Annotated in this window: 3 protein-coding genes; 2 read left to right on the top strand and 1 reads right to left on the bottom strand. The window is 61.0% G+C overall.

Features of this window, described 5'->3' with window-relative positions; all coding sequences use genetic code 11:
• Positions 1-182 precede the first annotated feature (182 nt).
• Positions 183-398, top strand: a complete 216-nt coding sequence (locus DC432_RS16660) for a hypothetical protein (RefSeq protein WP_116538683.1) — start codon at positions 183-185, stop codon at positions 396-398.
• The gene (locus tag DC432_RS16060) at positions 391-1,311 is read left to right on the top strand and encodes a DNA-methyltransferase (RefSeq protein WP_116538684.1); all 921 of its coding nucleotides are present in this window, start codon (positions 391-393) and stop codon (positions 1,309-1,311) included. The genes DC432_RS16660 and DC432_RS16060 overlap by 8 nt, the downstream gene beginning before the upstream one ends.
• On the opposite strand, the gene DC432_RS16065 is transcribed toward DC432_RS16060, so the two are convergent.
• On the bottom strand, positions 1,274-1,989 hold a 716-nt coding region (locus DC432_RS16065; RefSeq protein ID WP_207770861.1), incomplete at its 5' end, for a hypothetical protein. The genes DC432_RS16060 and DC432_RS16065 overlap by 38 nt on opposite strands.

The following is a 1,989-nucleotide window of genomic DNA, read 5'->3' on the forward strand; positions in this document are numbered from 1 at the left end:
GATCATGTTGAAGCGGTCCTTATTGGTCCGCGCTGACTTGCGCTGTCGGAAGCAAGGTGGCTGGCGATGGTGGGAACCTCCGCACCCGCGGTGTCGGAGGTACAACGTAGTCTCTCCGCGAGCCAGCGGCCACCGCTCGGTTGACGTACAATGACGTCTAGACGTCTTATGAGGGAGCGATCATGTCGTTGAAGCCGGGCGCAGTCCGTGATGCCATCGTCCGCTACTTGCGAGCGCAGGGTGTGGATGGCGCGAAGGTGCGCGACATCCACGCGGCGGTCGAGGAATACATCGGTCAGGAGGTCGCAGCCTCGTCCGTGCGCTCCTACTTGAACATAAACACCCCGGCACAGTTCGAGCGCCTCGGGCACGGTATCTACCGGCTGCAGAATGCCTGAGTTGGCTGGTGTAGACCGCGACGAAGCGCCGACGCCGTTCTTTTCGCACAAGACCGCGAAGCTGTTTCACGCCGACTCTCTCGACTGGCTGAGCGCTCAACCGGACAACAGCTTGCACGCCTGTGTGACGGACCCGCCCTACGGCCTAGTCGAGTACACGCCCATGCAGCTCGCAAAGCTGCGAGCTGGCAAAGGCGGTACATGGCGCATACCTCCCAGCTTCGACGGCAACAAGCGTTCACCTTTGCCGCGCTTCACCACGCTGACCGCGCCCGAGCTCGACCAGCTCGAGCGCTTTTTCACCACGCTCGGCGAGCGGTTGCTTCCAAAGCTGGTGCCCGGTGCACACGTGGTGGTTGCAGCCAACCCCCTGGTCAGCCACCTCGTCTCGTACAGCCTCGGCAAGGCCGGCCTGGAGCGGCGCGGCGAGATAGTGCGTCTCGTCACAACCATGCGTGGGGGCGACCGGCCTAAGAATGCTCATGAGGAGTTCCCCGACATCTCCGTCATGCCGCGATCTAACTGGGAGCCCTGGCTGCTCTTCCGCAAACCAATGGTGACCACGGTCGCCGCCAACCTGCGCAAGTGGGGAACGGGGGGCCTGCGCCGCATCTCCGAGGATCAGCCCTTCGGTGACGTGATCAAGTCGGCCCCGACCCATGCGAAGGAGCGTGCGCTCGCTAACCATCCGTCCCTCAAGCCCCAAGCATTCCTTCGACAGGTGGTTCGGGCGGTTCTTCCAATGGGTACAGGTACTGTGCTCGACCCATTCGCAGGCTCCGGCTCCACGCTCGCCGCGGCGGCGGCGTTGGGCTATGACGCGGTGGGCGTTGAGCTTGACCTGGACTATGCCAAGCTCGCGTCCGAGGCTATTCCTAGGCTTGCTTCTTTGCGCGTGAGGTCCGAGGCTTAGGCGCGGGCTTGTCGAGGTAAATCCACCCTTGCCGCAGCTTTTGTGCGCCGTACTTATCCAGCGACGCGGTACGGGTGCCGGTCTCCGTCAACCGGCGATTCAAGCGGAAGTCATCAGCTTCTACCTGCGCGAGATAGATTTCGGTGAACTTCAGGGGAGCCCGATCGTCCGCGGGTTCCGTCGTGCGGTCAGCTTTGTACACAAATACACACATCCACTGATTACGTGCGCCGTGCGTGTCGACCACGCCACCGGCCTTGTTGGTGGTCTTCACCTCGATGCCGTGTTCACCTGACTGCACCTTATTGTGGGCATAACGCCCCTCCACGAGAAGGTCCGGATGCCCGTTGTGGTAGCCGTTGGTGACAAGTGAACGGGCGTGGGTGGCGAGCGCGTCTGTCATCAGGTCGGAAATCATTCCCGACAACATGGCTGGCCTCGACATGTCCTCGAAGCGGCGAAGATTTCGGTCCCGCAGGTTGGTGTTGATGTCGAAGAAAAAATCGTATGCGTCGCGCATCGCAAGCTGGAAGTCCTCGATACGCAAGTTGTAAGGGAGAACGGGAGCGGGATTGAACTTCTCAAGAAAAACTTCTTGCTTCTGGATAGGCATCTGCTGATCGTATCGGTTCACGGAAATGGCGAGTGAATCAGTGCCTCGTCCACGGTGGCTCAAAT

Origin of the sequence: Microbacterium testaceum (assembly GCF_003075375.1) — a bacterium.
GTDB classification, from domain to species: Bacteria; Actinomycetota; Actinomycetes; order Actinomycetales; family Microbacteriaceae; genus Microbacterium; species Microbacterium testaceum_E.